22 protein-coding genes are annotated in these 25971 nt (G+C 61.9%); 13 read left to right on the forward strand and 9 right to left on the reverse strand.

Annotated elements, in window-relative coordinates:
• Window positions 1-75 precede the first annotated feature (75 nt).
• The 8 genes from HX805_RS04740 to HX805_RS04775 form a co-directional block, all read right to left on the reverse strand.
• Window positions 76-1998 (reverse strand): PrkA family serine protein kinase, encoded by a 1923-nt coding sequence (locus tag HX805_RS04740; RefSeq protein WP_003210999.1) that lies wholly within the window; start codon window positions 1996-1998, stop codon window positions 76-78.
• A 285-nt stretch (window positions 1999-2283) separates the two neighbouring features.
• Complete coding sequence (gene glpE, locus HX805_RS04745; protein WP_003210998.1) at window positions 2284-2613, reverse strand: thiosulfate sulfurtransferase GlpE; 330 nt, start codon at window positions 2611-2613, stop codon at window positions 2284-2286.
• Between the two features lie 33 nt (window positions 2614-2646).
• Window positions 2647-3498, reverse strand: coding sequence for a symmetrical bis(5'-nucleosyl)-tetraphosphatase (locus HX805_RS04750; RefSeq protein WP_003210997.1), 852 nt, complete (start codon window positions 3496-3498; stop codon window positions 2647-2649).
• Window positions 3498-3878 (reverse strand): Co2+/Mg2+ efflux protein ApaG, encoded by a 381-nt coding sequence (gene apaG / locus HX805_RS04755; protein ID WP_003210996.1) that lies wholly within the window; start codon window positions 3876-3878, stop codon window positions 3498-3500. Before apaG ends, HX805_RS04750 begins: the two co-directional genes overlap by 1 nt.
• A gap of 124 nt (window positions 3879-4002) precedes the next feature.
• Complete coding sequence (rsmA, locus tag HX805_RS04760; protein WP_003210994.1) at window positions 4003-4815, reverse strand: 16S rRNA (adenine(1518)-N(6)/adenine(1519)-N(6))-dimethyltransferase RsmA; 813 nt, start codon at window positions 4813-4815, stop codon at window positions 4003-4005.
• Window positions 4812-5798 carry a 4-hydroxythreonine-4-phosphate dehydrogenase PdxA gene (gene pdxA, locus HX805_RS04765; protein ID WP_177116655.1) on the reverse strand — a complete coding sequence of 329 codons (987 nt, stop codon included), beginning with the start codon at window positions 5796-5798 and terminating at the stop codon, window positions 4812-4814. Before pdxA ends, rsmA begins: the two co-directional genes overlap by 4 nt.
• Entirely contained in the window at window positions 5798-7135 is a 1338-nt protein-coding gene (locus tag HX805_RS04770; protein ID WP_003210991.1) for a peptidylprolyl isomerase, read from the reverse strand. Before HX805_RS04770 ends, pdxA begins: the two co-directional genes overlap by 1 nt.
• Window positions 7116-9926 (reverse strand): LPS-assembly protein LptD, encoded by a 2811-nt coding sequence (locus tag HX805_RS04775; RefSeq protein ID WP_177020665.1) that lies wholly within the window; start codon window positions 9924-9926, stop codon window positions 7116-7118. The genes HX805_RS04770 and HX805_RS04775 overlap by 20 nt, the downstream gene beginning before the upstream one ends.
• A 130-nt stretch (window positions 9927-10056) precedes the next feature.
• Between HX805_RS04775 and HX805_RS04780 the strand changes: the two genes are divergently transcribed.
• The 3 genes from HX805_RS04780 to HX805_RS04790 are packed head-to-tail and all read left to right on the forward strand — an operon-like array spanning window position 10057 to window position 12516.
• Complete coding sequence (locus tag HX805_RS04780) at window positions 10057-11076, forward strand: aminoglycoside phosphotransferase family protein (protein ID WP_008434428.1); 1020 nt, start codon at window positions 10057-10059, stop codon at window positions 11074-11076.
• Window positions 11073-11747 (forward strand): N-acetylmuramate alpha-1-phosphate uridylyltransferase MurU, encoded by a 675-nt coding sequence (murU, locus tag HX805_RS04785; protein ID WP_177020667.1) that lies wholly within the window; start codon window positions 11073-11075, stop codon window positions 11745-11747. Before HX805_RS04780 ends, murU begins: the two co-directional genes overlap by 4 nt.
• A gap of 1 nt (window position 11748) precedes the next feature.
• Entirely contained in the window at window positions 11749-12516 is a 768-nt protein-coding gene (locus HX805_RS04790; protein WP_003210983.1) for a TerB family tellurite resistance protein, read from the forward strand.
• Window positions 12517-12696: 180 nt separating this feature from the next.
• Here the strand turns inward: HX805_RS04790 and HX805_RS04795 are convergent, their stop codons facing one another.
• Complete coding sequence (locus tag HX805_RS04795) at window positions 12697-13671, reverse strand: alpha/beta hydrolase family protein (RefSeq protein ID WP_177035232.1); 975 nt, start codon at window positions 13669-13671, stop codon at window positions 12697-12699.
• 77 nt (window positions 13672-13748) lie between these two features.
• On the opposite strand from HX805_RS04795, the gene HX805_RS04800 reads away from it, so the two are divergent.
• The 10 genes from HX805_RS04800 (at window position 13749) to trpE (ending at window position 25971) form a co-directional block, all read left to right on the forward strand.
• The gene (locus HX805_RS04800) at window positions 13749-16136 is read left to right on the forward strand and encodes a PAS domain S-box protein (protein WP_177080669.1); all 2388 of its coding nucleotides are present in this window, start codon (window positions 13749-13751) and stop codon (window positions 16134-16136) included.
• A gap of 25 nt (window positions 16137-16161) precedes the next feature.
• On the forward strand, window positions 16162-16791 hold the full coding sequence (locus HX805_RS04805; protein WP_003210977.1) for a response regulator transcription factor: 630 nt from the start codon (window positions 16162-16164) through the stop codon (window positions 16789-16791).
• 226 nt (window positions 16792-17017) lie between these two features.
• Window positions 17018-18130, forward strand: a complete 1113-nt coding sequence (locus HX805_RS04810; protein ID WP_003210974.1) for an ABC transporter ATP-binding protein — start codon at window positions 17018-17020, stop codon at window positions 18128-18130.
• A 43-nt stretch (window positions 18131-18173) separates the two neighbouring features.
• Entirely contained in the window at window positions 18174-19214 is a 1041-nt protein-coding gene (locus HX805_RS04815) for an ABC transporter substrate-binding protein (RefSeq protein ID WP_003210973.1), read from the forward strand.
• 212 nt (window positions 19215-19426) lie between these two features.
• Complete coding sequence (locus HX805_RS04820) at window positions 19427-20659, forward strand: ABC transporter permease (RefSeq protein ID WP_003210972.1); 1233 nt, start codon at window positions 19427-19429, stop codon at window positions 20657-20659.
• 13 nt (window positions 20660-20672) lie between these two features.
• The gene (locus HX805_RS04825) at window positions 20673-21497 is read left to right on the forward strand and encodes an ABC transporter permease (protein ID WP_003210970.1); all 825 of its coding nucleotides are present in this window, start codon (window positions 20673-20675) and stop codon (window positions 21495-21497) included.
• 202 nt (window positions 21498-21699) lie between these two features.
• Window positions 21700-22848, forward strand: a complete 1149-nt coding sequence (locus tag HX805_RS04830) for an iron-containing alcohol dehydrogenase (protein WP_177041298.1) — start codon at window positions 21700-21702, stop codon at window positions 22846-22848.
• An 83-nt stretch (window positions 22849-22931) separates the two neighbouring features.
• Entirely contained in the window at window positions 22932-23606 is a 675-nt protein-coding gene (rpe, locus tag HX805_RS04835; protein WP_177116647.1) for a ribulose-phosphate 3-epimerase, read from the forward strand.
• Window positions 23603-24421, forward strand: a complete 819-nt coding sequence (locus HX805_RS04840; protein ID WP_177116648.1) for a phosphoglycolate phosphatase — start codon at window positions 23603-23605, stop codon at window positions 24419-24421. Before rpe ends, HX805_RS04840 begins: the two co-directional genes overlap by 4 nt.
• A gap of 68 nt (window positions 24422-24489) precedes the next feature.
• Window positions 24490-25971: an anthranilate synthase component I gene (trpE, locus tag HX805_RS04845; RefSeq protein WP_087694720.1), complete on the forward strand. Its 1482-nt coding sequence runs from the start codon at window positions 24490-24492 to the stop codon at window positions 25969-25971.

The following is a 25971-nucleotide window of genomic DNA, read 5'->3' on the forward strand; positions in this document are numbered from 1 at the left end:
AAGCTTAAAGACAAGCGGTCGATTGCCAGGCTGTCCGGCGTACCGGGAGCCTGGCATTGCACGCTTGTCGCTGCCTTACTGCGATTTGCGGACCCGCAAGTACCACTCGGAGAGCAGTCGTACCTGTTTGTCGGTGTAGCCACGCTCGACCATGCGAGTGACGAAGTCGTTGTGTTTTTGCTGATCCTCCTTGCTGGCCTTGGCGTTGAAGCTGATGACCGGCAGCAGATCCTCGGTGTTGGAGAACATTTTCTTCTCGATGACCACCCGCAGCTTCTCGTAGCTGAGCCAGGTAGGGTTCTTGCCGTTGTTGTTGGCCCGGGCGCGCAGCACGAAGTTGACGATTTCGTTGCGGAAATCCTTCGGATTGCTGATGCCGGCGGGTTTTTCGATCTTTTCCAGTTCCTCGTTGAGGGCTACGCGGTTGAGAATCTCGCCGGTTTCCGGGTCGCGGTATTCCTGGTCCTGGATCCAGAAGTCTGCGTACAGCACATAGCGGTCGAAGATGTTCTGGCCGTATTCGCTGTAGGACTCCAGGTACGCGGTCTGGATTTCCTTGCCGATGAACTCGATGTAGCGCGGTGCCAGGTATTCCTTGAGGAAGCGCAGATAGCGCTCGCGGGTTTCAGCCTGGAATTGTTCCTGTTCGATCTGCTGTTCCAGCACGTAGAGCAGGTGCACCGGGTTGGCGGCGATTTCGTGCGGGTCGAAGTTGAAGACCTTGGACAGGATCTTGAACGCAAAACGTGTCGACAGGCCGTTCATGCCCTCATCCACGCCGGCGGTGTCGCGGTATTCCTGGATCGACTTGGCCTTCGGATCGGTGTCCTTGAGGTTTTCGCCGTCATACACCCGCATCTTCGAGTAGATGTTGGAGTTTTCCGGCTCCTTGAGGCGCGACAACACGGTGAACTGGGCCAGCATCTTCAGGGTGTCAGGCGCGCAATGGGCCTTGGCCAGGGAGCTGTTGAACAGCAGCTTGTCGTAAATCTTGATTTCATCGCTGACCCGCAGGCAGTAAGGCACCTTGACGATGTAGATCCGGTCGATGAAGGCTTCGTTGTTCTTGTTGTTGCGGAAGGTGTGCCATTCCGATTCGTTGGAGTGGGCCAGCAGGATCCCGGTAAACGGAATCGCCCCCAGGCCTTCGGTACTGTTGTAGTTACCTTCCTGTGTCGCGGTGAGCAGTGGGTGCAGCACCTTGATCGGTGCCTTGAACATCTCCACGAACTCCATCAGACCCTGGTTGGCCCGGCACAGTGCGCCCGAGTAGCTGTAGGCATCGGCGTCGTTCTGCGGGAATTCTTCGAGTTTGCGGATATCGACCTTGCCCACCAGTGCCGAGATGTCCTGGTTGTTCTCGTCACCCGGTTCGGTCTTGGCCACGGCAATCTGGTTGAGGATCGAGGGATAGAGCTTCACCACCCGGAACTGGCTGATGTCGCCGCCGAACTCGGCCAGGCGCTTGGTCGCCCAGGGCGACATGATGGTATTGAGATAGCGCCGTGGAATGCCGAAGTCTTCTTCGAGGATCGCGCCATCTTCCGTGGCGTTGAACAGCCCCAGGGGCGACTCGAACACCGGCGAGCCCTTGATGGCGTAGAACGGCACCTTCTCGATCAGTTGTTTGAGCTTCTCGGCCAGGGACGACTTACCGCCGCCGACGGGGCCGAGCAGGTAGAGGATCTGTTTCTTCTCTTCCAGGCCTTGGGCGGCATGGCGGAAATACGAGACGATCTGGTCAATGCATTCTTCCATACCGTGGAAGTCTTCAAAGGCCGGGTAGCGACGGATCACCTTGTTCGAGAAAATCCGCGACAAGCGCGAATTGGCTGCGGTGTCCACCAACTCCGGCTCGCCGATCGCCAACAGCAGGCGTTCAGCGGCAGACGCGTAGGCGCTGCGGTCCTTTTTGCACAGTTCGAGATACTCCTGAAGCGAGAGCTCTTCCTGGCGGGTGGACTCGAAGCGTTGTTGGAAGTGGCTAAAAATACTCATGACGTCGTCACCTCGCTCGATACGTGGAGCCGACGCCGGATCAATCAGTCGATGCTGGCAGCCATTGGTGGACACCAATGGCCGTTTTCCCCCCAGAACACCCTGAAACGCTACCGATGACCCGCACGCCGGTGTACCGGCTCTCCCCTGTTTTGGATGGCCTGCGCTTAAGGATAGTTCGGAATCGGGGAGGTCAAGGCGCGATACGAAATTAGTTTGGCCGCGCCGTTCGTCAGAAACGGCGCGAGGCCAAGCGTCACGCGGGATAGCGGGGTTTGAAAAAAATTATTGCGCGTCGCCTGCGGCAATTTCTGCAGGATAGGTCGCACGCCATAGCTCAAAGCCACCGTCGAGGCTATAGACGTCGGAGAAGCCCTGGCTCACCAGGTAGGCGGCGGCGCTTTGGCTGGAGTTGCCGTGGTAGCACGCGACGATGACCGGCGCGTCGAGGTCGGCGGCGCGGATGAAGTCGGCGATGTTGTGGTTGTCCAGGTGCTGGGCGCCACTGATATGGCCGGCGATGTAGGTCGGCTGGTCGCGGATGTCTACAACCACCGCGCCTTGCTCGCGCAGGGCTTGGGCTTGCTCGGGAGGGATACGTTTGAATTCAGTCATGGCGGGCTCCTTTGGCCTGTATGAAAGCGCGGCTCAGCGCTTTGCCGCGGCCTGCAGTTGTTCGGGAACGGGGGAGTCGCACTGGCAGCTTGAGCGCTCGCCGGTGTCGATGTTCATCAGGGTCATGGCGCCGCCCCATACGCAGCCGGTGTCGAGGGCGAACACGCCAGGTTCATCACACTTGCCTTCCAGGGCTGCCCAGTGGCCGAAGATGATCTTCGTTTCACGGGTCTTGCGCTCCTTGTGGGCGAACCAGGGCTTGTAGCCGGGGAGGGCGGTGTCGGCGCCTTCCTTGCTCTTGAGGTCCAGCTTGCCTTCGGCGGTGCAGAAACGCATGCGGGTGAAGTAGTTGGTGATCACCCGCAGCCGCGCGACGCCGGTCAGTTCGTTGTCCCACTTAACGGGTTCGTTGCCGTACATGCCATCCAGGTAAGCGGTGTACAGGTTGTCATCGGCCAGGGCTGCTTCGACTTCACTCGCGCACTTGAGGGCTTTCTTCAGCGTCCACTGGGGTGGAATGCCGGCATGCACCAAGGCGGTGTCGCGGCTCTCGTCGTAGTGCATGAGTTTTTGCCGGCGCAGCCAGTCAAGCAGCTCGGTGCGATCCGGCGCTTCGAGGATTTCCCGCAGGGTATCGCCCTTTTTCAGGCGCTCGATGTTATTGCCGGCGGCCAGCAAGTGCAGGTCATGGTTGCCCAGTACGCACACCAGGGAGTCGCGCATGCCATAAAGGAAGCGCAGGGTTTCCAGGGATTGCGGGCCACGGTTGACCAGGTCGCCCACCAGCCACAGGCGATCCTTGGCCGGGTCGAAGGCCACACGCTCGAGCAGGCACTTGAGCGGTTCCAGGCAGCCTTGCAGGTCGCCGACGGCATACGTCGCCATCAGTGCAGGGCTCCAGGCACCGCGAGGCGGAACGGGGCGATGATGGCGTCGAAGTGTTTGCCGTCGTCGGCGAGCATCTGGTAGCTGCCTTGCATGTTGCCGACACGGGAGGTCATCACAGTGCCGCTGCTGTAGGTGTGGCTCTTGCCTGGGGCGATCAGCGGTTGTTGGCCGACCACGCCGGCGCCGCGGACTTCCTCGACCTGGCCGTCACCGTCGGTGATGACCCAGTGGCGCGACAGCAGCTTGGCAGGCAGCTCGCCGTTGTTTTGCACGGTAATGGTGTAGGCGAACGCAAAGCGGTTCTGCTCGGGTTGCGATTGTTCCGCCAGAAAGCGGGTGACGACGCTGACGTCGATCTGATAACGAGGATCGGACATGCAAGAGGCCTTAAAAGCAAAAGCGGGGGAACAGCGGATGCCGGTCAGTCTAGGCCCGTAGGCGCTGGCTTGCCAGCGATGGCGATCGTGAGTGCGCCATCGCCGGCAAGCCGGCTCCTACTATTTATTCAGCCACTGGCGCAGGCTGAATGGCGAGCTGGTCAGCCAGGCGCACGAAGGCGGCCAGGTCCAACTGCTCGGGGCGCAGGCTGCCGTCGACGCCGGCGGCCTCGATTTCAGCGTTGCTGAGCAAAGCCTTCAGCGTATTGCGCAAGGTCTTGCGGCGCTGGTTGAAGGCTTCGCGCACCACGCGCTCCAGCAACTTGTGATCTTTGGCCGGGTGTGGCAACACCGCGTGAGGCACCAGGCGCACGATGGCGGAGTCGACTTTCGGCGGGGGGTTGAACGCGCCAGGTCCGACGTTGAACAGGTGCTCTACGCGGCAATGGTACTGAACCATGATCGACAGGCGACCCCAGTCACCGCCTCCAGGACCCGCTGCCAGGCGCTCGACCACTTCCTTTTGCAGCATGAAGTGCATGTCGCGGATGATGCCGGCGTTGTTCAGCAGGTGGAAAATCAGCGGGGTGGAGATGTTGTACGGCAGGTTGCCGACCACCCGCAGGCTGTTGGGCGCTGCATTGAGGCTGGTGAAGTCGAACTTCAGCGCATCACCCTGGTGCAGGTTGAAATTGGGCATGCCGGCGAACTGCTGGTTGAGGATCGGGATCAGGTCCTTGTCCAACTCAACCACGTCCAGTTGGCCGCCGCTTTTCAGCAGGCCTTGGGTCAGGGCGCCCTGGCCCGGGCCGATTTCCAGCAGGCGGTCTTCGGGCTTGGCATGGATGGAACGCAGGATGCGATCGATCACGCCAGCGTCGTGCAGGAAGTTTTGCCCGAAACGCTTGCGCGCCCGGTGTTGGTAATGCTCGGTCATATACGGGTCTCGGCCATCTGATAGGCGGTTTCCAGGGCCACGTGCAGGCTGCCGGTATCGATCTTGCCGCTGCCTGCGAGGTCCAGGGCGGTGCCATGGTCGACGGAGGTGCGGATGATCGGCAGGCCCAGTGTCACATTGACCGCGGCGCCAAAGCCTTTGTACTTCAGCACGGGCAGGCCCTGGTCATGGTACATCGCCAGCACTGCGTCGCAGTGCTCCAGATATTTGGGGGTAAACAGAGTGTCGGCAGGCAATGGGCCGCGCAGGTCCATGCCTTCAAGGCGCAGACGCTCCAGGGTTGGTTCGATGATGTCGATTTCTTCATGGCCCAGGTGGCCACCTTCACCGGCGTGGGGGTTGAGCCCACAGACCAGGATGCGTGGTTGGGCGATGCCGAATTTCTGTTGCAGGTCGGCGTGCAGGATGCGTGTCACACGCTCCAGTCGCTCGGGGGTAATGGCGTCGGCAATCTCGCGCAGGGGCAGGTGAGTGGTCACCAGCGCCACCCGCAGGTCGCCCGTTGCCAGCATCATCACCACTTGTTCGGTATGGGTCAGCTCAGCGAGGAATTCGGTATGACCGGAAAAGGCGATGCCTGATTCGTTGATCACACCCTTGTGTACCGGGGCGGTGATCATCCCGGCAAAATCCCCGTCGATGCAGCCCTGGCCGGCACGGGTCAGGGTTTCCAGGACGAAGGCAGCGTTGGCCTTGTCCAGTTGCCCGGCCACGACCTTGGTCGCCAGCGGGGTATCCCATACGTACAGGCTGTTGGCCGGTGCCGGCAGATCAGGCCAGTTGCCCGGGCCCACCGGCAGCAGATCGACAACCACACCCAGCTGCGCGGCCCGCTCAATGAGCAGGTCGCGGCTGGTAATGGCAATCAGGGGGTGTGGCTGGGGGTGCGAGGCGAGCAGCAGGCACAGGTCAGGACCAATGCCGGCCGGCTCGCCGGGTGTCAGTGCGAAACGCTTGGGTATCACTGGGCTGCCTGGTCGGTGCCTGTTTGGTCGGCACCAGGAAGCTTGTTCTCTACGTAGGCTTCGTCACGGATCTGACGCAACCAGGTTTGCAGCTCTTCGTCGTATTTGCGGTTACGCAGTACGGTCAGGGCTTGCTGCTCGCGGGCCTGGGTGGTGTTGTCAGTGGCGCGACGGCCAAGGACTTCCAGCACATGCCAGCCGTATTGGGTCTTGAACGGCTTGGACAGAACGCCTTGCGGGGTCTTGGCCATGACGTCCTGGAACTCTGGAACCAGTGCCTTCGGATCGATCCAGTTCAGATCGCCGCCGTTAAGCGCCGAACCCGGGTCTTCGGAATAGCTCTTCGCCAATTCGCCGAAGTCTTCGCCCGCTTCGATGCGGTCATAGAGCTTCTGGGCCAGTTCCTTGGTTTGGGCTTCGGTACGGATCTCACTTGGCTTGACCAGGATGTGACGAACGTGAACTTCGTCCTTCATCTGCGCTTCTTCGCCACCGCGCTTGCCGAGCAACTTGAGGATGATGAAACCGCCTGGCGTACGGGCAGGCTGGGTGATGCCACCAACTTCCATGGCGCTCAGCTCGCGGTCGAACGGTGGTGGCAGTTGCGCGGCTTTACGCCAGCCCATGTCACCGCCTTCGAGGGCGTTGTCGCTGCCGGACTGGGCAATGGCCATCTGGGCAAAGTCGGCACCTTGCTTGAGACGGTCATAGATAGCCTGGGTTTTCGCTGCGGCAGCATTGAGCTGTTCAGCGTTGGCGCTGTCGGGCGTAGGCACCAGGATGTTGGCCAGGTGCAGTTCTTCGGAAAGCTGCATCTTGCCAAGGTCGGAGGCGAGGAAGTTCTTCACTTCCTGCTCGGACACCTGAATCCGTTCGGCCACGCGACGCTGACGTACACGGCTGATGATCATTTCCCGGCGAATCTGGTCACGGGCGTCCTCATAGGACAGGCCGTCGTGAGCCAGGGCTGCGCGGAACTGATCAACACTCATGTTGTTGCGCTGGGCGATGGTGCCGACAGCCTGGTTCAATTCTTCGTCGCTGATACGGATACCGGAGCGATCGCCGATCTGCAGTTGCAGGTTTTCAACGATCAGGCGCTCGAGCACCTGCTGGTCCAGCACGCTGGTCGGCGGTACGCCGCCGCCACGCTTGGCGATGGTTTGCTGAACTTCCTTGACCCGTTGGTCCAGTTGGCTCTGCATGATCACGTCGTTATCGACGATGGCCACTACCTTGTCCAGCGGTTGAACCGCAGCGTGAGCTGCGGCGGTACCCAGGAACAGCGCGCCCAGCATCAGCGGGCGCAGACAATCAGAAAGCTTGGTCTTCACGTTCACGATAACCTTCAATGCCTTTGTCGAGGAAGCTCTCTACCTTGGCGCCGGTCAGGCCGCCGAGTCCTTTGAGGACAACTTGGAAGAAGAGCCCGTGGTCACCCTTTTCGTTCAGCGGGGCGATCTGGCTGTATTCGTCGTTGGAAACCCAGTAACGGTTGATGACGCGCAGTTTCCAGCAGCAGTTGTCGTACTCGAAACCACCGAAGGCCTCCAGGGTACGGTTGCGGGCATAGTCATACTGCCAGCGGGTGATCAGGTTCCACTGCGGAACGATCGGCCACATCATCGAGAAGTCGTGTTGCTGGATTTTGTAGTAATCCTTCACGAAGTTCGGGTCGCCTGGCTGCCCGTAGTCGCCACCAAACTGCCATTTGCCGGTCAGCTGGTTGTACACCACCTGGTCGTTGCGATAGCGGTAGCCGACGTTGATAACCTTGTTCGGGTTGTCTTCCGGCTGATAGTGGAACATCGCGCTGCCGGAGCGTGGGCTGTGGCTTTCCGGGTCCCAGTTGTAATCGGCAGTGGCGCGCCAGTCACGGTTGAAGCGGAACTCGTAGTCCAGGGCGATTGGCGAAACATCAGACTGTGCGTCCGCACGGTCCGCGGCCAGGATGCCCGGCAGTTGAACTTCGCGGTTCTTGAAGTACACGGCCTCGCCGATGCTGACGCGTTGGCGTTCGAAGCCGTTTTCTTCGATCCAGCGGCTTGTCACGCCCAGGGACAGTTTGTTCTCGTCGCCGATGCGGTCAGTACCGCTGAAGCGGTTGTCACGGAACAGCGACGCGTAGCTGAACGAGTACTCACCGCTGTCGAATACCGGGATATCGCCCTGGTCCTTGTTCGGTACATACAGGTAGTACGCACGAGGCTCCAGAGTTTGACGGTAGTCTTTGCCGAACAAGTTGGTGTTGCGGTCGAAGTACAGGCCGCTGTCGATGCTGGCAATCGGAATTGCACGGTCTTGCGAGCTTTTGAAGGTGCCACCGGCATAAGGGTTGGCTGCAGTTGACGCGGCTTGCGCTGCGATAATCTGGTTCTTGCCGATGCTGTCCAAATCAAGATCGTACTTGGTATAGACGTACTTCAACTTTGGCGTAATAAAACCGTAGGTCCAGTTCATCGGGTAGTCGACTGCCGGCGCAACGTTCAGGCGAGTACCGTTTGCGCGGGTCAGGCCGGTTACGTAGGTGTCGAGCCGCGGCGATACGAGCCCGTTTTCATCCGTGAAGCTTCCGTTCTCCAAGTCCCGATCAAAGCGTACTGCTTCGGTCTCGTAGGTGAAGTTCACCCCGCCTGGATGGTACGGCAGCGTGCCGTTGAAGGTGATCTGTGGCAAGCGGTCATACGGCGTGATCTGGGAGATCGTTGCCAGCTGGTACGCCTGCAGGTTCAGTTTTGCCTGGAAGGTATCACCGCGATAGGTCACCGAACCTTGCTGGTTCACGTAGTCCTGGCTCTTGATCCCTTCCTGATAGGACTTCAGATCCTGGAAGTAATAAGGGTCGCTGATGTTGGTGTAGTCGACCTGGGTCAGTACACGCGAGTCCAGCCCGCCCTTGTGCTGCCAGTTGATCATGTAGCGATCTTTTTCGTAGTCGGTCTGGCCTTTACGCTCGCTGCTGTCGTCGTTCAGGTACGCGCCGCCGAACTGGCCTTCACTGGACTTGGTGAGGTAGCGGAATTCGCCTTCCATCAACAGGCCGCGCTTGGTCATGTATTGCGGGTACAACGTGGCGTCGTAGTTTGGCGCCAGGTTGAAGTAGTACGGCGTAACCAACGTGAAGCCAGTCTCGCCACCGGTGCTGAAGCTCGGCGGCAGGAAGCCGGATTGACGACGGTTGTCGATCGGGAAGTAGATGTACGGGGTGTAAAGGATCGGAATGTCCTTGACCCGCAACGTCACGTTGGTCGCGGTACCGAAACCGGTGGCCGGGTTGAGCGTGATGTTGTTGCCCTTGAGCTGCCAGGCGTTGCTGTTCGGCTCGCAGGTGGTGTACGTACCGTCCTTGAGACGGATGATCGCGTTCTCGGCACGCTTGGCGTACAGGGCGTTACCGCGGATGCGCGATTTGTGCATCACGTATTCGGCGTTGTCGACCTTGGCGGCGCCGGTGTCCAGCTGGACTTCAGCGTGGTCGCCCACCAGCAGGGCACCGTTGTCGCGCAGACGGACGTTGCCGTTCAGCTCGCCACGGTTCTCGGCCTGGTACAGGTTGGCCTCGTCGGCCTCGACCTGCATGCTGCCCTGGCGCATGACGACGTCACCGGCCAGGGAAGCAACTTGTTGTTCCTGCTCGTAACGAGAGACCTTGGCGCCGATGAAGGTCGGCGCGTCGCTCTTGTTCGTCTTGTCGTTCATGCCAGGACGGATCGGCTCGATGTACGCGCCGGAGCAGTACGGGCCGGTTTCGGCCAGTTGTGCGGCGGTGAGCTTCTCGCGAGGGACCCAGTCCAGGTGGCTGTAGTCGGCGCTGCGCGAACGCAGGCCGCGGCCCTTGGCTTCGGTGACCAGAGCGGTCTGCGGCACGGCCTCGGCGGTGCCGCCGGACTCGCCTTGCGGCGTGCCACTGGCAGAGCTGACGGCACTGCCGTCATGCACCGGGCGCGGTGGCAGCGGGGCTGCGGCCGTTTTCGGCGCGCAATCCCAGGCACCCGAAGCAGAGACTGAGCAGTCATACTGTTCCGCGGCGACCACGAATGAGGTGGCGAAAGGTTGCATGGCCAGCAGACTGCCGGTTACCAGCAACGGAAATTTTCTACGAAACGCGGGGGATTTCAATGCCATCTTATTAGTCCGGGCTTCCTGCGTGCCATCTGCCCGCGGTGTGGGCCGCACGCCTCTCGATGGTCTGAAAAAGATGCGTGATAATAAAGCATGACCCGCTTGACGGCTAGCGCCGTCGGAGACCCTTGTAATGCCCGACCAAGATCTACGTTTGCAACAGCTGAAAGTCTGGCTTGATGAGCAATTGCCAGGCCTCTTTACCACCCAGGGCTGGGGTGTCGTACCCCCGGCCACGTTGACTGCGGCCAGCAGTGACGCGAGTTTCAGGCGTTACTTCCGGTGGGAGGGAGGAGGTCGCAGTTTTGTCGTGATGGACGCTCCACCCCCCCAGGAAAACTGCAAACCTTTCGTCGATATCGCTCATTTACTCGGTCAATCGGGAATAAATGTTCCGAAAATTTATGCGCAAGATCTGCTTCGCGGCTTTCTTTTGCTGAACGACCTGGGGAAAAAAACCTATCTGGACGTGATTACGGCTGAAAATGCCGATCAATTGTTCGCCGATGCCATCGACGCATTGCTGGCTTTCCAGCAATTGCCGATGGAAGCCCCGTTGCCCAGTTATGACGTCGCGCTGTTGCGTCGGGAGCTGGAATTGTTTCCTGAATGGTACGTTCGCCGGGAGCTGGGCATCGAGTTTGACGCCCGGCAGCTTGGCCTGTGGCAACGCGTCAGCGAACACCTGATTGACAGCGCCCTGGCCCAGCCCAAGGTCCTGGTGCATCGCGACTATATGCCGCGCAATCTGATGATCAGCGAGCCGAATCCCGGCGTGCTGGACTTCCAGGATGCGGTCTACGGCCCGGTGACCTACGACATCACGTGCCTGTTCAAGGACGCCTTCCTCAGTTGGCCGCAGGCCCGCGTGCGGGAATGGCAGCGCGGTTACTGGCAGCGCGCCGGCGCGCTGGGTATCCCGGTGCAGGCGGACTTCGAGGAGTTCCTGCGGGCCAGCGACCTGATGGGCGTGCAGCGTCACCTCAAGGTGATCGGCATCTTTGCGCGCATCTGCCACCGCGATGGCAAGCCGCGCTACCTGGCGGACGTGCCGCGCTTCTTCGCTTATATAGAGGCGGTGCTCGCGGACCGGCCAGAGTTGAGCGAACTGGGTGAATTGCTGGCGAGCCTGCGCGTCGAGGCGGTGGTATGAAGGCCATGATCCTGGCCGCCGGCAAAGGTGAGCGGATGCGCCCGCTGACCTTGCACACGCCCAAGCCGCTGATCCAGGCCGGCGGCAAGCGCCTGATCGAGTACCACCTCGAGGCGCTGGCGAAAGCGGGCTTTACCGAGATCGTCATCAACCATGCGTGGCTTGGCCAGCAGATCGAAGGCTATCTGGGCGATGGCTCGCAGTACGGCGTACGCATCCAGTACTCGGCCGAAGGCGAGCCGCTGGAGACCGGCGGCGGGATCTTCAAGGCCTTGCCGCTGCTGGGGGACGAACCGTTCCTGGTGGTCAATGGCGACATCTGGACCGACTACGACTTCGCCAGCCTCCACCAGCCACTGGATGGGCTGGCCCACCTGGTGATGGTCGACAACCCGCCGCACCATCCGTCCGGTGGTGATTTCTACCTGAAGGACGGCGCGCTTCATGATGCCGCCGCCGGTGCCGATAACCTGACCTTCAGTGGCATTTCCGTACTCCACCCCCAGCTGTTCGCGGGTTGCAGTGCGGGTGCCTTCAAGCTGGCGCCGCTGTTGCGTGACGCCATGGCGAAAGGGTTGGTGACGGGGGAACACATGAACGGACGCTGGATCGATGTCGGGACGCTGGAGCGTCTGGCGCAAGTCGAAACCCTGCTGACAGCGGGGCACTAGGATGTTGTGGCCAGGGACTCTGATTGGAGCCGGGGCGGGCTTTGCCATTGCCAGCATTCCGGGGGCCATGTTGGGCGCACTGCTGGGCCAGGCGCTGGACCGGCGCCTGGAACTGCAAAGCTGGGCCCAGTTACGCGAGCGCCTTGGCGGCCGGCCGGCGTTGCGCAATGACGAACTGCTGTTCGTGTTGCTCGGTCGCCTGGCCAAGAGCAACGGCCGGGTGGTGGACGGGCATATCCAGCAGGCCCGCCAGGAAATGCGCTCGCTGGACATGGCCGAGCCGGCCCAGCGCCGTGCGATTGCCGCGTTCAATCGCGGCAAGTCCGGCTCGGACCGGGTACGCAGTTACCTGGGCGTGCTCAAGGCCCAGCCCCATGCGGCGGAAGGTGTGCTGCGTGCCTGTTGGCGCATGGCCTGGGCGGACGGCAAGGCCAGTACGGCCGAGCGCGAGTTGATTGAACAATGGGGCAAATGGCTGGGTTGGACGGTCCAGCAGATCCAGGCGCTGGCGGCTGACTATGAGCCGGAGCGCAAGCCGTTGGCCAATCGTGGCGGGGCTTATCAGGAGGCGTTGCGGATTCTGGGGGTGACGTCGACGACGGAGCCCGCGGTGATCAAGCGTGCCTACCGGCGCCTGCTCAGCCGGCACCACCCGGACAAAATTGCCGGCAGTGGCGCCAGTCCAGCCCAGGTGCGGGAGGCGACCGAACGTACCCGCGAGCTGCACAACGCCTATGCGCTGATTCGCGAAAGGCGAGACTTTCGCTAACAGAATTATCAGGCGCTGCTTTTTTATGGCGTAAATCGGATCAACTGTGGGAGTGGCGGTGCGACGATTCGACTTGCTCGCGAATGCGGTGGATCAGTAACAGATGCAGTGACTGACTCACCGCATTCGCGAGCAAGCCCGCTCCCACATTTTGTTCTCCAGTGTTTTTGAGATTTACGATCAGTCTCCGGGATTTTGCGGGCTCAGCCACCCGCGAATCCGCCGGTACAGCTGCTCTTGCCCTGCCTGGCTGTTATCGGGGAGGGCCTTCAACGACACCTGCTTGTAGCTGTCATTCTTCAAACGCTTGCTGGCCTGGGAACGTTCCTGGGCCGCTTTGCGTGCCTGGGCGTTGTCCTGGTAGAAAAAATCTGCCGTGGCCAGCTTCAGTTTCGGTGCCAGTTGTTGCAGGTCCGGGGCACGGCCCGCCGGGGTCTGCCCGGCCACCATGACAAATTTCTGCACCTGCGCCGGTTGTTTTTCACTCAGGTAACGCGCGGCCCACCAGGCGCCGGTGCCGTGGCCGAGCAATACGACGCTGCGGGCATTCTGGGTCTGGGCGAAGGCGAGGGCGGCGTCAATGCGCGCGAAGATTCGCGTGGTGTCGGTCTTGTCTTGTTCATCGGTGCCGGGAACCACGGCCGGGTCAGTGCCTTCCGCTTCGGCGCTGGCGGCTTGCTCCACGGGTTTGGCGACGGTGCTGGCGTCTTTGCTGCTGGTCTCCACGGTCGCCTTGGGCGATTCGATGACGCGGGGTGGCAAGGTGTCCAGGGTCAGGTCCGGCAGCGACAAGCTCAGGGTGCCCCAGGAGGCGTCCGGCAATTTCTTGCGCAACGGCGCGATTGCTTGAGGCCAGTCAGCACTTTCGCCGTTGCCCGGGACGATAATCACCACGCCTTCAGGCTCACCGCTGTTGGCCGGCTTCCACAAAGCCAGGAAAGAATCGCTGCCCGCCTGCAACTGTTGTTGTTCCTGCTGCGGGATTTGTCGTTCCAGGGCGTTGGCTTCTTCCTGGCTGCGCTCCGGCAAGGGCTGGCGCACCACCGGTTTTTCCGGGGCGGGAGCGGGAGTGTCGGCGGCCTCGACACAAAAGGCGCTGGTAAACAGCAGCGACAGGCACAATGCTGGCAGTGCCGAGCGGTGGGAAAGTGGCATCGTTGATTTCCGGCCAGAAGTGATTCCGGCAGCCTAATGGGTTGGTCAGTATTTGTCAGTGATATGAGACGTGGATCATGGGTTTTCGCTACCTGCTGGTTATCGGCTGTATATGCTTTCCCTTGATCGCGGGCGCCGTGCCTGCGCCTGCCACTCATCAGGCGCAGCTCGATGCCGGCCAGCGCGAATGGCTCGAACAGCATCCCGACCTGCGGGTCGGGCTGGTGTTACAGGCGCCTTATGCCCAATACGATCGGCGCTTGCAGCGGCTGTCCGGGGCCAATGTCGAATTGATGCAGTGGTTGGCCAAGGCGCTGAATATCGAACTGACCTGGCGCAACTTTCCCAATCAGGAGCAACTGGAGGCGGCGGTGCGTGACGGCGAGGTCGACCTCGCCCCCGGCCTGCTGCAAACCCCGGCCGGCCTGCGCCTGTGGTTGTTCTCCGATCCGTATATGCGGGTGCCCCAGCACATTGTCGGGGTTCGTGATGGCAGCACCGCAGTCGACCTGGAGAAACTCGACGACCAATCCCGCGTCGCCGTGCGCATGCCCAGCGCAGTGGCGGATTACCTGCGCAGCACCTACCCGAGCCTCAACCTGCAAGGCGTGCCCATGGAGCGCCAGGCCCTGCAATTGCTGGTGAGCCAGCAGGCGCGGTATGCGGTGGTGGATGAGGCGCAATTGAGCCGGTTGTCGGGCGAAACCGAGTTCGCCGGCCTTGCCGTGGTCGGCGATATCGGCCTGCCGCAATTGCTGCGGGTGGCCACGCGGCGCGACTGGCCCGAGCTGGCCGATATCATGCAAAGCGCCTTGCGCGCGATTCCCGCTCGTGATCTGGACCAGTTGCACAGCCGCTGGCTGCAGCCCAAATACCCACGGGTGACCGAGTCCCCCGGCTTCTGGCAAAACCTCACGTTGCTGCTGGGCCTGCTATTGCTCGCCAGCCTGGCCGTGGTGTTCTGGCAGCGCCGCCAGCAACGCGGCCTGGAGCATAATCTGCTGGCCGCCCGCGAAGAAAGCGCCGCCCGCGCCGCGGGTGCCGAAGCCTTGCGCCTGACCCAGTTCTCCATCGACCAAAGCACCGTCGGTATCCTCTGGGTCAATTGGGACAGCCATGTGCGCTACGCCAATCAGGCGGCGGAAACCATGCTCGGCTACGGCCCCGGCGCCCTGATCGAACGACCGCTGATCGAATTCGACCCGACGCTGACCATGGACCGCTGGCTCAACCTGTGGAAGCGCGCCCGGGCCAGCGAAGACGGGCCACAGAGTTTTGCCACCAATTGCCTGCGCGCCGATGGCAGCGTATTGCCAGCCGATGTGTCCCTGAGTTTCCTGCGCTTTGCCGACGGCGAATACCTGGTGGTCTACCTCAACGATGTCACCGAGCGTCGCCGGGCCCTCGCGGCGTTGCAGGAAAGTGAGGCGCGGCTGCAAGGGATCGCCGCCAATGTGCCGGGGCTGGTGTTTCGCCTGGAGCGCTTGCCGCGCAGCGAGGCGATCGAGTTCGCCTACATCAGCCAGGGCAGTGAGGGCCTGGTGGGTTACGCGCCGGAAGTGCTCAGCCATCCGGCCATGGGCATTCGCAGCCTGGTGCATCCCGACGACCGCGCCAGTTATCACCGCACCCAGGACCAGGCCATCGAGACGGAGAGCAACTGGGCCTGGCAGGGCCGCATCCTGACCCGCCTGGGCGAGCAGCGCTGGGCCGATATCAAGGCCGTGACCCGACGCCTGGAAGACGGCGCCGTGGTTTGGGACGGAATTGTCTGGGACATCAGCGAGAGCAAGCGCATCGAGTTGGAGCTGGACGCCTCCCGCGCGCAATTGCGGGAATTGTCGGCCCACCTGGAAACCGTGCGCGAGGAAGAGAAGGCCCGCATCGCCCGGGAAGTGCACGACGAGTTGGGACAGATGCTCACCGTGCTCAAGCTGGAAACCTCGATGTGCGAGCTGACCTACGCCCAACTGGATCCTGGCCTGCACGAGCGGCTGAACAGCATGAAGCGCCTGATCGCCCAACTGTTCCAACTGGTGCGCGATGTGGCCACCGCCTTGCGTCCGCCGATTCTCGATGCCGGGATTGCCTCGGCGATCGAATGGCAGGCCCGGCGTTTCGAGGCCCGGACGCAGATTCCGTGCCTGGTGCAGGTGCCGGATAATCTGCCGGCGCTGAGCGACGCCAAGGCCATCGGCCTGTTCCGCATCCTGCAAGAGGCACTGACCAATGTGATGCGCCATGCCCAGGCGCATACTGTCGAGCTGACGCTGGTGGTGGAGGGCGCGCACTTGCGCCTGACCATCAGCGACGACGGTGCAGGTTTCGTCCAGGCTCCCGGGCGCCCTGTATCGTTTGGCCTGGTGGGCATGCGCGAGCGGGTGCTGATCATGGGCGGGCAGTTGAGCCTGGACAGCGCATTGGGCGAAGGCACCACCCTGAGTGTGACGGTGCCGCTGGATTGATAACCAAAAGAAGAGGACATCCACAGTGATCCGTGTACTGGTAGCTGAAGACCACACCATCGTTCGCGAAGGCATCAAGCAACTGATCGGCCTGGCCAAGGACCTGCTGGTGGTGGGCGAGGCGAGCAATGGCGAGCAGTTGCTGGAGACTCTGCGCCACGTGCCTTGCGAGGTGGTGTTGCTGGACATCTCGATGCCTGGCGTCAACGGCCTGGAAGCCATCCCGCGGATCCGTGCGCTGAACAATCCCCCGGCGATCCTGGTGCTGTCGATGCACGACGAAGCGCAAATGGCCGCCCGTGCGCTGAAGGTCGGTGCCGCCGGCTATGCCACCAAGGACAGCGACCCGGCGCTGCTGCTGACCGCGATCCGCAAGGTCGCGGCGGGCGGACGGTACATCGACCCGGACCTGGCCGACCGCATGGTCTTCGAAGTCGGCCTCACCGATTCCCGCCCATTGCACTCGTTGTTGTCGGAGCGCGAGTTCTCGGTATTCGAGCGCCTGGCCCAGGGCGCCAACGTCAACGACATCGCCCAGCAGTTGGCGTTGAGCAGCAAAACCATCAGTACCCACAAGGCGCGCCTGATGCAAAAGCTCAATATCACCTCCCTGGCGGAACTGGTGAAGTACGCCATGGAGCACAAACTCCTATAGCGGCATACCTGTTTGCGACTACCTGCCGAGCGTCGCGCAGCCCGGTCTTGCTGCTCGTAGCGTGGGGTTTGTAACTGCTCTGTTCTATCCCCGCCATCCGTGTAGGGCAATCCCTACCCCAAACCTTCCATCCTGCTGATGCCAATCTCTCCGGGCCCCCGATTTGCGCGGCCTTGCCCTGGGACTACGCTTGTTCCACGGCAGTCCAAAACAAAAAGGTGCGGGTATGAGCGAGGTGGATTCAAATGATGTGCTGGTCAGCTTTCGTGGCGTGCAAAAGAGCTACGACGGCGAGAACCTGATCGTCAAAGACCTCAACCTGGAGATTCGCAAGGGCGAGTTCCTGACCCTGCTCGGGCCGTCCGGTTCGGGCAAGACCACCAGCCTGATGATGCTCGCCGGCTTCGAAACCCCCACCGCCGGCGAGATCCAGCTGGCCGGCCGCTCCATCAACAACGTTCCGCCCCACAAGCGCGACATCGGCATGGTGTTCCAGAACTACGCGCTGTTCCCGCACATGACCGTCTCCGAGAACCTGGCGTTTCCGCTCTCTGTACGCGGCCTGAGCAAGACCGACATCAGCGAGCGGGTCAAGCGTGTACTGAGCATGGTCCAGCTCGATGCCTTCGCCCAGCGCTACCCGGCGCAACTCTCCGGTGGCCAGCAGCAGCGGGTGGCCCTGGCCCGGGCGCTGGTGTTCGAGCCACAGCTGGTGCTGATGGACGAACCCCTCGGCGCCCTCGACAAGCAACTGCGCGAACACATGCAGATGGAGATCAAGCACCTGCACCAGCGCCTCGGCGTGACGGTGGTGTACGTGACCCACGACCAGGGCGAAGCACTGACCATGTCCGACCGTGTGGCGGTGTTCCACCAGGGCGAGATCCAGCAGATCGCTGCCCCGCGCACCTTGTACGAAGAACCGAAAAACACCTTCGTCGCCAACTTCATCGGCGAGAACAACCGCCTCAATGGCCGCCTGCACAGCCACACCGGCGACCGCTGCGTGGTCGAACTGGCGCGCGGCGAAAAGGTCGAGGCGCTGGCGGTGAACGTCGGCCAGGTCGGCGGCCCGGTGACCCTGTCGGTGCGCCCCGAGCGCGTCAGCCTGAATGGCTCCAGTGAAAGCTGCGTCAACCGATTCTCCGGGCGCGTGGCCGAGTTCATCTACCTGGGCGACCACGTGCGGGTGCGCCTGGAAGTCTGCGGCAAGACCGATTTTTTTGTGAAACAACCGATCGCCGAGCTGGACACAGCCCTGGCGGTCGGCGACGTGGTACCGATTGGCTGGCAAGTCGAGCACGTTCGCGCACTCGACCCACTTCTAGAGGCGAATTGATCGCCCCCTTGCTTCACCAACCTCGCACGTGGAGAGAACAACAATGTTGAGATCCCTGAAATATTCCGCCCTGGCTCTGAGCTTGATGGGCGCGACACAGGCCATGGCAGGCCCTGATTTGACGGTGGTGTCCTTTGGTGGCGCGAACAAGGCGGCGCAGGTCAAGGCCTTCTATGCACCGTGGGAAAGCGCGGGCAACGGCAAGATCGTCGCCGGTGAATACAACGGTGAAATGGCCAAGGTCAAGGCCATGGTCGACACCAAGAGCGTGTCCTGGGACCTGGTGGAAGTGGAGTCGCCGGAACTGTCCCGTGGCTGTGACGAAGACATGTTCGAGCCCCTGGACCCGAAACTGTTCGGCAACCCGGGCGACTACGTGAAGGGCGCGATCCAGCCGTGCGGCGTGGGTTTCTTCGTGTGGTCCACGGTGCTGGCCTACAACGCCGACAAACTGAAAGCACCGCCAGGCGGCTGGGCCGATTTCTGGGACACCAAGAAATTCCCGGGCAAACGCGGCCTGCGCAAGGGCGCCAAGTACACCCTGGAATTCGCCTTGATGGCTGACGGTGTGGCGCCGAAGGATGTGTACAAGGTGCTGGCCGGCAAAGATGGCCAGGACCGTGCGTTCAAGAAGCTCGATGAGCTCAAGCCGTATATCCAGTGGTGGGAAGCGGGCGCCCAACCGCCGCAGTACCTCGCTTCTGGCGACGTGGTGATGAGTTCTGCCTACAACGGCCGGATCGCTGCCGTGCAGAAAGAAAGCAATTTGAAAGTGGTGTGGAACGGCGGGATCTACGATTTCGACGCCTGGGCCATTCCAAAAGGCCTGGCCAAGGACCGTGCTGACGCGGCGAAGAAGTTCATCGCCTTCTCGGTGCAGCCGCAGCAGCAGAAGACCTATTCGGAAAACATCGCCTACGGCCCGGCCAATACCCAGGCGGTGCCGTTGCTGGCGAAGGACATCCTGAAGGATATGCCGACTACCCCGGAAAACATCGCCAACCAGGTGCAGATCGACGTGAGCTTCTGGGCGGATAACGGTGAGCAACTGGAGCAGCGCTTCAATTCCTGGGCTGCCAAGTAACCACCGCACCCAGGGTGGATGGGCTTTTTGTGGCGAGGGGGCTTGTCCCCCGTTGGGCTGCGAAGCGGCCCCAAAACCAGCCACCGCGGTCAGTCTAATAAACCACAGTGGCTTTACTGGGGCTGCTGCGCAGCCCAACGGGGGACAAGCCCCCTCGCCACAGGTGTGGGCCTTCACAGGTCTGCATTCTTTTTTACGATCCGGAGTTCGCCATGGCCCTCGCCATTCCCAGCCCCACCCTGAAACAGCGCCTGGCGCGTGCCGAGCGGCTCAACCGCTGGAAGGCCCAGGCCCTGATCGCGCCATTGGTGGTGTTTTTGCTGCTGGTGTTCCTGGTACCGATTGTGGCGCTGCTCTACAAAAGCGTCGGCAACCCGGAAGTGGTGGGCGGCCTGCCGCGCACGGTGGTGGCGGTGACGGCCTGGGACGGTCGTGGCTTGCCGGGCGAGCCGGTGTATCAAGCCATCAGCGAGGACCTGGGCGAAGCCCGGAAAAACTCGACCCTGGGCGACCTCTCCAAACGCTTGAACATGGAGCTGGCGGGCTATCGCAGCCTGCTGACGAAAACCGCGCGGGCGCTGCCGTTCACCGAAGCGCCTGCCTCCTATAAAGAAGCGCTGGAAAACCTCGACGAACGCTGGGGCGACCCGGCGTACTGGCAGGCGATCCGGCGCAACACCAGCAGCCTCACGCCATACTACTTGCTGGCCGCCGTCGATCACCGCATCGACGACCTCGGCGAAATCGCTCCGGCCACCCCGGACCAGGCGATCTACCTCGATATCTTCGCCCGTACGTTCTGGATGGGCCTGGTCATCACCGTGTGCTGCCTGCTATTGGCCTATCCGTTGGCTTACCTGCTGGCCAACTTGCCGGCGCGGCAAAGCAACCTGCTGATGATCCTGGTGCTGCTGCCGTTCTGGACCTCGGTGCTGGTGCGCGTGGCGGCCTGGATCGTGTTGCTGCAGTCCGGCGGCTTGATCAACAGCGCGCTGATGGGCATGGGCCTGATCGATAAACCGGTGGAACTGGTGTTCAACCGGCTCGGCGTCTACATCTCCATGGTGCACATTCTGCTGCCCTTCATGATTTTGCCGATCTACAGCGTGATGAAAGGCATCTCGCCCACCTACATGCGGGCGGCAATCTCCCTGGGCTGCCACCCATTCGCCAGCTTCTGGCGCGTGTACTTCCCGCAGACCTACGCAGGCGTTGGTGCCGGCTGCTTGTTGGTGTTCATTTTGGCGATTGGCTACTACATCACCCCGGCCTTGCTGGGCAGCCCGAACGACCAGATGGTCAGCTACTTCGTGGCCTTCTACACCAACACCAGCATCAACTGGGGCATGGCCACGGCCTTGGGCGGCTTGTTGCTGCTGGCCACCGTGGTGCTGTACCTGATCTACAACTGGCTGGTGGGCGCCAGCCGCCTGCGCCTGAGCTAAGGAGACCGTTGCGATGCTGAGCCCTTATATGTCGCCCGTGGAACGGGTCTGGTTCTACAGCTTGCGGATCCTCTGCGGCCTGATCCTGTTGTTCCTGATCTTGCCGGTGCTGGTGATCATCCCGCTGTCGTTCAACAGTGGAAGTTTCCTGGTCTACCCGCTGCAAGGTTTCTCGCTGCACTGGTACCAGGATTTCTTCGGTTCGGCGGAATGGATGCGCGCCCTGAAGAACAGCATCATCGTGGCTCCGGCGGCTACAGTGCTGGCGATGGTGTTCGGCACGCTGGCGGCGATTGGCCTGACCCGGGGGCACTTTCCCGGCAAGGCGCTGGTGATGGCCCTGGTGATTTCGCCGATGGTAGTGCCCGTGGTGATTATCGGTGTGGCCAGTTACCTGTTCTTCGCGCCGCTGGGCCTGGGCAACAGCTTCTTCTCGCTGATCGTGGTGCACGCGGTGCTGGGCGTGCCGTTTGTGATCATCACCGTGTCGGCGACCTTGCAGGGGTTCAACCATAACCTGGTGCGGGCGGCGGCCAGCCTGGGCGCGTCACCGCTGACGGCGTTTCGTCGGGTGACCTTGCCATTGATTGCCCCGGGGGTGATCTCCGGGGCGCTGTTCGCCTTTGCCACCTCGTTCGATGAAGTGGTAGTGACGCTGTTCCTCGCCGGGCCCGAGCAGGCAACCTTGCCACGGCAGATGTTCAGCGGCATCCGTGAAAACCTCAGCCCTACCATTGCCGCCGCGGCGACCTTGCTGATTGCCTTCTCGGTGGTGCTGTTGCTGACCCTGGAATGGCTGCGCGGGCGCAGCGAGAAACTGCGTACGGCCCAGGTCTAAAGCCAAACAGAGATCAAAATGTGGGAGCGGGCTTGCTCGCGAAGGCGGTGTGTCAGTCAACAGAGATATCGACTGGCCTACCGCCTTCGCGAGCAAGCCCGCTCCCACATTGGGTTTGTGTCTATTCAGTAGCTGAATGCAAGACAACCAGCCCAAGTCAGCTAATCTTGTGCCAGCCCATAACTGATAAGAGGCCGCGCACATGAGTACTTCCTCATTCAAGATCGCCCACAAACTGCTCACCGGCACAGGCGCCATCGAGCAACTGGCCGCCGAGCTGACGCGGCTGGATGTCGACAACCCGCTGATTGTCACCGATGCGGCACTGGTCAAGTCCGGCACCGTGGCGCTGGCGCTGGAACACCTGGGTGAACGGACCTACGAGATTTTCGACCGCGTGCTGCCCGACCCGGAAATCGCCATCGTCGAGGACTGCATGCGCGTCTACCGCGAAGGCGGGCATGACGGCCTGATCGGCGTCGGCGGCGGCAGTGCCATCGATATCGCCAAGAGCGTGGCGGCCTACGCCGGTTACCATGGCGCCCTGGCCGACCTGTTCGGCGTGGACCAGGTGCCGCGCAAAGGCCCGCCGCTGATCGCGATTCCCACCACCGCCGGCACCGGTTCGGAGGTGACCAACGTGGCGATTCTGTCGGACAAGGTCGCGCAACTGAAAAAAGGCATCGTCAGTGATTACCTGCTGCCGGACGTGGCCCTGATCAGCCCGCAGATGACCCTGACTTGCCCCCGCAGCGTCACCGCCGCCAGTGGGGTGGACGCATTGGTGCACGCCATCGAATCCTACCTGTCGCTGAATGCCTCGCCGATCACCGATGCATTGGCCATCGGGGCGATCAAACTGATTGCCAAGGCGTTGCCCAAGGCCTACGCCAACCCCGCCAACCTTGAGGCCCGGGACGACATGGCCACCGCCAGCCTGATGGCCGGGATGGCGTTCGGGAATGCCGGCGTGGGCGCGGTGCATGCGTTGGCCTACCCGTTGGGCGGGCGTTTCAACATCGCCCACGGCGTAAGCAATGCCTTGCTGCTGCCCTACGTGATGCACTGGAACAAGCTGGCGTGTGTGGAGCGCATGCAGGAGATTGCCGAGGCCATGGGCGTGAATATCACGGGGTTGAGTGCGGTGGATGCCGCGGACCAGGCCGTCGATGCGATGACGCGACTGTGTGCCGCAGTCGAGATTCCGTCCGGCCTGCGCAGCTTCGGTGTGCCTGAAGATGCGATCCCGGCCATGGCGGTAGAAGCGGCGGGGATCGAGCGGCTGATGCGCAACAATCCGCGCAAGCTCAGCGCCGCGGATATCGAGAAAATCTACCGGGCAGCTTATTAACCATTGAGCGAGGTCACGGTGCGCGCGGCAAAGCATGAGGTATACAATGCGCGCCATCGTGATTTAGCTCAAAAAGGTGCGTCATGCAGCCCTTCGTCATTGCTCCATCGATTCTCTCCGCCGACTTCGCCCGCCTGGGCGAGGAAGTGGACAAGGTGTTGGCCGCCGGTGCCGACTTCGTTCACTTCGATGTCATGGACAACCACTATGTGCCGAACCTGACCATTGGTCCGATGGTCTGCGCCGCCCTGCGTAAATACGGCGTGACCGCGCCTATCGATGCGCACTTGATGGTCAGCCCGGTGGACCGCATCGTCGGTGACTTCATCGAAGCCGGCGCGACCTACATCACCTTCCACCCGGAAGCTACGTTGCACGTGGACCGCACCCTGCAACTGATCCGCGAGGGCGGTTGCAAGGCGGGCCTGGTGTTCAACCCGGCCACTCCGCTGAGCGTGCTTGAGTACGTGATGGACAAAGTCGACATGGTGTTGCTGATGAGCGTCAACCCGGGCTTCGGCGGGCAGAAGTTCATCCCGGGCACCCTCAACAAACTGCGTGAAGCGCGGTCGCTGATCGATGCGTCGGGCCGTGATATCCGCCTGGAGATCGACGGTGGCGTCAACGTCAACAACATCCGCGAAATCGCCGCGGCCGGTGCCGACACCTTTGTGGCCGGTTCGGCAATCTTCAATGCCCCGGACTATCAGGAAGTGATCGCCAAGATGCGTGCAGAACTGGCGCTGGCGCGTCCATGAGTGGCTTTGAGCAACTGTTCCCCGGCAAACTGCCACGGCTGGTGATGTTCGATCTGGACGGTACGTTGATCGATTCAGTGCCGGACCTGGCCGCGGCGGTGGACCAGATGCTGCTCAAGCTGGGGCGCAAGCCGGCGGGTATCGAGTCGGTGCGCGAGTGGGTCGGCAATGGCGCGCAGATGCTGGTGCGTCGGGCCTTGGCCAACAACATCGAGGCCGAGGGTGTCGATGATGTGGAAGCCGAGCATGCGCTTGAGCTGTTCAACGTGGCCTACGAAAACGGCCACGAACTGACCGCGGTTTATCCCGGCGTGCGCGACACCCTGAAATGGCTGCACAAGCAGGGCGTGGAAATGGCCCTGATCACCAACAAGCCGGAGCGTTTCGTCGCACCGCTGTTGGACCAGATGAAGATCGGCCGGTATTTCCGCTGGATCATCGGCGGCGATACCTTGCCGCAGAAGAAGCCCGACCCGGCCGCGCTGTTCTTCGTGATGAAAATGGCCAATATCCCGGCGTCCCAATCGCTGTTTGTCGGCGATTCGCGCAGTGATGTGCTGGCGGCGAAAGCGGCGGGGGTCAAGTGTGTGGCCTTGAGTTACGGCTACAACCATGGCCGGCCGATTGCCGAAGAATCCCCGGCGCTGGTGATTGATGACCTGCGCCTGTTAATCCCCGGTTGCTTGGGAACGGGCGCTGAGATAACGTTGCCCGACGCTGTTCCATCCCCCTCTGGAAATCCCATCGTGGTGGTCACTCGCAAACTCTGGATGAAAGTCATCAAGGCCCTGGCCCGCTGGCGTTGGCGCGCCTGACTGATCCTCGCCGCGCTGCGGCACGTTTGCACACCTGACCGTTAGACCCTCAAGCCACGAGGCACCTCATGATCCGCGAAGAATTCCTGCGTTTGGCCGCTGCCGGCTACAACCGTATCCCCATGGCCTGCGAAACCCTGGCCGACTTCGACACCCCGCTGTCGATCTACCTGAAACTGGCCGACGAGCCCAACTCCTATTTGCTGGAGTCGGTGCAGGGCGGTGAGAAATGGGGCCGTTATTCGATCATCGGCCTGCCGTGCCGCACGGTGCTGCGGGTACATGATCACCATGTGAGCATCACCCTGGACGGCGTCGAGATCGAAAGCCACGATGTGGAAGACCCGCTGGCCTTCGTCGAGGAATTCAAGGCGCGCTACAACGTGCCGACCATCGCCGGCCTGCCGCGCTTCAACGGCGGCCTGGTGGGTTACTTCGGCTACGACTGCGTGCGCTACGTGGAAAAACGCCTGGGCAAATCCCCGAACCCCGATCCGTTGGGTGTGCCGGACATTCTGCTGATGGTTTCCGACGCGGTGGTGGTGTTCGACAACCTCGCGGGCAAGATGCACGCTATCGTGTTGGCGGATCCTTCCCAGGCCGATGCGTTCGAGCAAGGCCAGGCTAGCCTGGAAGCGCTGCTGGAAAAACTGCGCCAGCCGATCACCCCGCGTCGCGGCCTGGACCTCAGCCGTCCACCGGCGGCTGACCCGGTGTTCCGCTCCAGCTTTACCCAGGATGACTACGAGCGTGCGGTCGATACCATCAAGGAATATATCCTTGCCGGTGACTGCATGCAGGTGGTGCCGTCGCAACGCATGTCCATCGACTTCAAGGCCGCGCCGATTGATTTGTACCGGGCGCTGCGCTGTTTCAACCCGACGCCGTACATGTACTTCTTCAACTTTGGCGACTTCCACGTCGTGGGCAGTTCGCCGGAAGTGCTGGTGCGGGTCGAAGACAACCTGATCACCGTGCGCCCGATTGCCGGCACCCGCCCTCGCGGTGCGACCGAAGAGGCCGACCTGGCGCTGGAACAGGACCTGTTGAGCGACGACAAGGAAATCGCCGAGCACTTGATGCTGATCGACCTGGGCCGCAACGACACAGGGCGTGTCTCGGAAATCGGTTCGGTGAAGCTCACCGAGAAGATGGTGATCGAGCGTTACTCCAACGTGATGCACATCGTGTCCAACGTCACCGGCGAGCTGAAGGCCGGGTTAACGGCGATGGATGCACTGCGGGCGATCCTGCCGGCGGGCACCTTGTCGGGCGCACCGAAGATTCGCGCGATGGAAATCATCGACGAGCTGGAGCCGGTGAAGCGGGGTGTGTATGGCGGCGCGGTGGGGTATTTCGCCTGGAACGGCAATATGGACACTGCGATCGCGATCCGTACGGCGGTGATCAAGGACGGCGAACTGCATGTGCAGGCGGGCGGCGGGATCGTGGCCGACTCGGTACCGGCCCTGGAATGGGAAGAGACGCTGAACAAGCGCCGGGCGATGTTCCGCGCGGTGGCGTTGGCTGAGCAGACCCCGCAGGGCTGA

Origin of the sequence: Pseudomonas sp. G5001 (assembly GCF_013385475.1) — a bacterium.
GTDB lineage: Bacteria > Pseudomonadota > Gammaproteobacteria > Pseudomonadales > Pseudomonadaceae > Aquipseudomonas.

What these genes read in the sequence shown, in the direction of transcription:
- HX805_RS04740 (WP_003210999.1), bottom strand. Translation starts at nt 1,998, where the DNA reads ATGAGTATTTTTAGCCACTTCCAACAACGCTTCGAGTCCACCCGCCAG.
- apaG (WP_003210996.1), bottom strand. Translation starts at nt 3,878, where the DNA reads ATGTCCGATCCTCGTTATCAGATCGACGTCAGCGTCGTCACCCGCTTT.
- rsmA (WP_003210994.1), bottom strand. Translation starts at nt 4,815, where the DNA reads ATGACCGAGCATTACCAACACCGGGCGCGCAAGCGTTTCGGGCAAAAC.
- HX805_RS04815 (WP_003210973.1), top strand. Translation starts at nt 18,174, where the DNA reads ATGTTGAGATCCCTGAAATATTCCGCCCTGGCTCTGAGCTTGATGGGC.
- HX805_RS04790 (WP_003210983.1), top strand. Translation starts at nt 11,749, where the DNA reads ATGTTGTGGCCAGGGACTCTGATTGGAGCCGGGGCGGGCTTTGCCATT.
- HX805_RS04810 (WP_003210974.1), top strand. Translation starts at nt 17,018, where the DNA reads ATGAGCGAGGTGGATTCAAATGATGTGCTGGTCAGCTTTCGTGGCGTG.
- HX805_RS04825 (WP_003210970.1), top strand. Translation starts at nt 20,673, where the DNA reads ATGCTGAGCCCTTATATGTCGCCCGTGGAACGGGTCTGGTTCTACAGC.
- HX805_RS04750 (WP_003210997.1), bottom strand. Translation starts at nt 3,498, where the DNA reads ATGGCGACGTATGCCGTCGGCGACCTGCAAGGCTGCCTGGAACCGCTC.
- trpE (WP_087694720.1), top strand. Translation starts at nt 24,490, where the DNA reads ATGATCCGCGAAGAATTCCTGCGTTTGGCCGCTGCCGGCTACAACCGT.
- HX805_RS04780 (WP_008434428.1), top strand. Translation starts at nt 10,057, where the DNA reads ATGCCCGACCAAGATCTACGTTTGCAACAGCTGAAAGTCTGGCTTGAT.
- HX805_RS04830 (WP_177041298.1), top strand. Translation starts at nt 21,700, where the DNA reads ATGAGTACTTCCTCATTCAAGATCGCCCACAAACTGCTCACCGGCACA.
- HX805_RS04775 (WP_177020665.1), bottom strand. Translation starts at nt 9,926, where the DNA reads ATGGCATTGAAATCCCCCGCGTTTCGTAGAAAATTTCCGTTGCTGGTA.
- HX805_RS04840 (WP_177116648.1), top strand. Translation starts at nt 23,603, where the DNA reads ATGAGTGGCTTTGAGCAACTGTTCCCCGGCAAACTGCCACGGCTGGTG.
- HX805_RS04820 (WP_003210972.1), top strand. Translation starts at nt 19,427, where the DNA reads ATGGCCCTCGCCATTCCCAGCCCCACCCTGAAACAGCGCCTGGCGCGT.
- HX805_RS04800 (WP_177080669.1), top strand. Translation starts at nt 13,749, where the DNA reads ATGGGTTTTCGCTACCTGCTGGTTATCGGCTGTATATGCTTTCCCTTG.
- rpe (WP_177116647.1), top strand. Translation starts at nt 22,932, where the DNA reads ATGCAGCCCTTCGTCATTGCTCCATCGATTCTCTCCGCCGACTTCGCC.
- glpE (WP_003210998.1), bottom strand. Translation starts at nt 2,613, where the DNA reads ATGACTGAATTCAAACGTATCCCTCCCGAGCAAGCCCAAGCCCTGCGC.
- HX805_RS04795 (WP_177035232.1), bottom strand. Translation starts at nt 13,671, where the DNA reads ATGCCACTTTCCCACCGCTCGGCACTGCCAGCATTGTGCCTGTCGCTG.
- murU (WP_177020667.1), top strand. Translation starts at nt 11,073, where the DNA reads ATGAAGGCCATGATCCTGGCCGCCGGCAAAGGTGAGCGGATGCGCCCG.